General features: G+C 61.5%; 6 protein-coding genes. All 6 read right to left on the bottom strand.

Annotated features, from left to right (window positions below; all coding sequences use genetic code 11):
• A partial coding sequence (locus tag AC1D1X_RS17315; RefSeq protein WP_477698746.1) for an amino acid kinase family protein occupies nt 1-323 on the bottom strand: 323 nt, incomplete at its 3' end.
• A gap of 130 nt (nt 324-453) precedes the next feature.
• Nucleotides 454-1,422, bottom strand: coding sequence for a tRNA lysidine(34) synthetase TilS (gene tilS / locus AC1D1X_RS17310; RefSeq protein WP_477668991.1), 969 nt, complete (start codon nt 1,420-1,422; stop codon nt 454-456).
• On the bottom strand, nt 1,419-2,015 hold the full coding sequence (locus tag AC1D1X_RS17305) for a hypothetical protein (RefSeq protein ID WP_477668990.1): 597 nt from the start codon (nt 2,013-2,015) through the stop codon (nt 1,419-1,421). The genes tilS and AC1D1X_RS17305 overlap by 4 nt, the downstream gene beginning before the upstream one ends.
• A 32-nt stretch (nt 2,016-2,047) precedes the next feature.
• Nucleotides 2,048-3,028, bottom strand: coding sequence for an acetyl-CoA carboxylase carboxyltransferase subunit alpha (locus AC1D1X_RS17300; protein WP_092131429.1), 981 nt, complete (start codon nt 3,026-3,028; stop codon nt 2,048-2,050).
• Nucleotides 3,029-3,055: 27 nt separating this feature from the next.
• Nucleotides 3,056-3,763, bottom strand: coding sequence for a DNA-3-methyladenine glycosylase family protein (locus tag AC1D1X_RS17295; RefSeq protein WP_477668989.1), 708 nt, complete (start codon nt 3,761-3,763; stop codon nt 3,056-3,058).
• Between the two features lie 76 nt (nt 3,764-3,839).
• Nucleotides 3,840-4,076, bottom strand: a 237-nt coding sequence (locus AC1D1X_RS17290; protein WP_477698745.1) for a CysS/YqeB C-terminal domain-containing protein, incomplete at its 5' end; no start/stop codon positions are given.

The following is a 4,076-nucleotide window of genomic DNA, read 5'->3' as shown; positions in this document are numbered from 1 at the left end:
GTCTTGATGGTGACCTGCCAGCCGGCGTAGCTCACAGCCTGCATGCCTTCGGCCTGCAGCGCAATGGCCAGCAATGCGCTGGAAGCCTGCTCGCCGGTAGCAGCCAGCGCATCAAGCTCGCGGCCATAAGCATCGCTTGTCCTGGCGGGCGCCAGTTCTTTGGCCAGGCCGAGCAAACGGTTGGTTTCGCCGCTCATGGCACTGGGAACGACCACCATCTGGTGGCCGGCCCGCGCCCATTTGGCCACGCGTTTGGCGACATTGCGGATGCGCTCGGTAGAGCCCATCGACGTGCCGCCGTATTTATGAACGATCAATGCCATTGCAGGATGTCAATCAGGAGTTGTTGCGGATTTTTTGCCGGGGACCTGTGTAAAAGCGCCCATTTGAGGGCTTTTAACGGCGATTTCGCGCCAGCAAAGCCTTCAATTATACCTAGGGACTACTACCCGGTTAGCTCGCCTTATCCCCTGCAGCCGCATAGTTCAGCACCGGGCCATTGCGCGTGACATGCCCGCTCGCCACCTTAAGGTGGATCCGGTGCCCGCGCGTGGTGCAGGCGGCGATTTGCAGGAGCAGTTGGTCGAGCTGTGCTGCGCTGGGAGTAGCTTGCTGCAGCGTTAGCCAATAGCGCAGCACATTGGCCTGCCGCGGCTGTGACAGGGATTGCAGGGATTTGATCACCGGGGGGGTTCCCACGGCAACCAGGTCTTGCTGTGCCACCTCGACCAACAACCCGTGCGCCTGGGCCGCGTGGCGCGCGCTGCGTGCAAAGGTTTCGCGAAACTGCGGAAAGGTTTGCGCCAACGCGGGCAGYAGGCGGGCCCGGATGCGATTGCGTGTGAACTGCTCGTCGGTGTTGGTCGGGTCTTCCACCCAGGTGATGCCGCGCGTCACCAGCCAATCGCGCAGCAATGCCCCGGGCACCGTCAGCAGCGGACGGTAATAGGTCATGCCGTCACGCTCCCATTGCGCCGGCATGGCGGCCAGCCCGGGCAGCCCCGCTCCGCGCGACAGCGCCAGCAGCATGGTCTCCACCTGATCATCGGCATGCTGGGCAATTGCTATGTTTTTAATAGCTGCTTGCGCAGATCCTTCCTGGGCTGCAGCCTTAAACGCCGCATAACGCGCCTTTCGTGCCGCGTCTTCCGGGCTCTCGCCGGAGGCGTGGCGGGCGTCCACACGCTGGACGATTAGCGGCACATTGAGCTGCGCGCAGAGGGCAACGCAGTGCTGCTCAAAGTCATCGGCCGCCGCCTGCAAGCCGTGATGAATATGAATGGCGTGAACCTGCCCCGGCCATTTCTCGGCGCAGGCCACCAGCAAGGCGACAGAATCGGCGCCGCCGCTGAGCGCTACGGCCAGCGGCAAAGCAGGTTGAAATTGGGAAATCGCAGCGGCGATCACGGCGCCGTCATTCATGGCTTGGCTTCGGCGAATCTTTCCCGGTCAATCCTGGCCCGCACCCATAGCACCCCGAGCGTGCCACCGATGGCGAACCAGCACCACAGGAGGTAGACGCCGCGTAGCGCTATGCCAAAAATACTCGAGACCAAACCATGGTCCCGCCAGGAGGGCGCCCCACCATCCGCAACAGGCCAGATGGCAGCAAAAACCAGCAGGAAACACCAGAACAGCAGGCCCCAGACCAACATGCGGTTCGGACTCTTGATTCGCGCGTAGCGGTCATGCTTGACTAGATAGTCCAGCCCGGCCCACAAGCCCACAAGGCCGGCAACAGGCGAAATCAGCCAGAGCATCGCGTAGTAGAAGCGCAGAAAAGGGTCGTAACCAGGAATCTTAGGCAACTGGTCCAGCATGGGCACGACATGGGCCATCGAGTCCATAAAGGAAACCGCCTGCGGCTCGGTGGCAAGCTCGCGCGGAACGAAACCGAACATGACCGACAGAAAAGTCGCATAGAGCGCGGCAGAGGTTAGCCAAAATCGCCGGCGCAACTTCGCCAGGGCTTCCTCTTCCTCGGCACTGTAAGGACCGATACGGGGGCGCACCATGGTCTTGTCGCTCCAGCTTGTGCCGGGGCGCCTTACTTGCCGGCGTCAGCCTTGGTGTCTGTGAAGCGGCCGTAGCTTTGCAGGCGCTCGTAGCGGCGGTCCAGCAGCTCCTTGACCTTCAGGTCACTGACCTGGCGGAAGGCGTCATTGAGGGCTCGCTTAAGGAACGCAGCCATCTGCTTGTGGTCGCGGTGGGCGCCGCCCACGGGCTCGTTGACGATCTTGTCGATCACGCCCAGGGCCTTGAGCCGGTGCGCGGTGATGCCCAGGGCCTCGGCAGCTTCCTGCGCCTTGTCGGAGGTTTTCCACAAGATGGAGGCGCAACCTTCCGGGCTGATGACGGAGTAAATCGAGTACTGCAGCATGACCACCTGGTCAGCCACCGAAATGGCCAGCGCGCCGCCGGAGCCGCCTTCGCCGATGATGGTGGTGATGATGGGCACTTCGAGCTGCGCCATCTCGAAAATATTGCGTCCGATGGCTTCGGACTGGCCGCGCTCTTCGGCATCAATGCCGGGGTAAGCGCCCGGTGTGTCGACAAAGGTGAACACCGGCAGCTTGAACTTCTCGGCGGTTTTCATCAGGCGCAGGGCTTTGCGGTAGCCCTCGGGCTTGCTCATGCCGAAGTTGCGCAAGCCGCGCTCCTTGGTGTCGCGGCCCTTCTGGTGGCCCAGCACCATGCAGGCGGTGCCGTTGAAGCGAGCCAGGCCGCCGACGATGGACAGGTCGTCGGCAAAATGCCGGTCGCCGTGCAACTCAACAAAATCGGTGAAGATTTCGTTGACGTAGTCCAGGGTGTAGGGGCGCTCTGCGTGGCGTGCGATCTTGGTGATCTGCCAGGGCGTCAGGTCGCTGTAGATGTCTTTGGTGAGTTGCTGGCTCTTTTTGGCCAGCTGGTCGATTTCTTCAGAGATATCGACAGCCGACTCGGTCTGTACGTAGCGCAGTTCTTCAATTTTTCCTTCAAGCTCCGCAATCGGTTGCTCGAAATCGAGGAAGGTCTTCTTCGCCATGTGCTGCTCCTCAGGGCTTCATGAAACTTAAATTTGCTCGGTACCCGTGGGGGTACCCAGAACCGGTAATGGGTCCAGAGAGCGCCAAATATACCAAGTTGCCACGCTGCAGTAAGGCGACCAGGCGGCGGCCACCTCTCGCGCGTCGCTGCGGCTGACGGATTCACCCGAAAAGTAATTCTGGCTGATGCCGGTGATCAGCCCCACGTCGTCCAGCGGCAGGACATTGGGGCGCATCAGGTAAAAAATCAAAAACATCTCGGCCGTCCAGCGGCCGATGCCGCGGATGGCCACCAATTCTTCAATGATGGCTTCATCGTCCATCGCCGCCCAGTCTTTGACGTGAACGGTGCCGGCATCAAAGTGGATCGCCAGGTCCACCAGGTATTCGACCTTGCGGGCGCTCAGCCCTGCTGCGCGCATGTCGTCAACTTTGAGGCGCAGCACGTTGGCAGGCGTCACTTTTTTGGGTAGCGCCGAAAATTTGGCCCAGACACTTTGCGCCGCCTTGACCGAAATTTGCTGGCCCACGATGCTGCGCGCCAGAGTACCAAAGGCATCGCCGCGCGTTTGCAGGCAGGCGTCGCCGAACAGGGGAATCAGCCGCTTCATCACGCGGTCTTTTTTGACCAGGTGTTTGCAGGCATCGGCCCAATACTCGGGCACCGTGGTGGCCGGCTCGGGAACGTCGGCCAGCTCAGCGCTGGCCGGGCCGCTTTTCACTATCTTTTTCATAGCTGCTTGCGCACGTCCATATTGGGCTGCGGGCCTGAATGGCTTGAAAAACAGGGTGAAAGAGCCGTCCAGAACCTCACGATTGCACCTCCCAGGTGGTGCCGCTGGGCGAATCCTTCAAAACAATGCCTTTGGCCAGCAGGTCCTTGCGGATACGGTCGGCTTCGGCGAAGTCTTTTGCCAGCTTGGCGGCTGCGCGCTGCGCGATCAGCAGCTGGATGCTGGCGTCGTCCAGGCCGGCGCCGGCCTGGAGGTAGGCTCCGGGCGAACCTTGCAGCAGGCCCAGGCAGCCGCCCAGGTTTTTCAACAGCCC

This window comes from Polaromonas sp. P1_G4 (assembly GCF_056405475.1).
The sequence above is the reverse complement of the archived record's forward strand: the minus strand, read 5'-3'. Positions and strand labels throughout refer to the sequence as shown.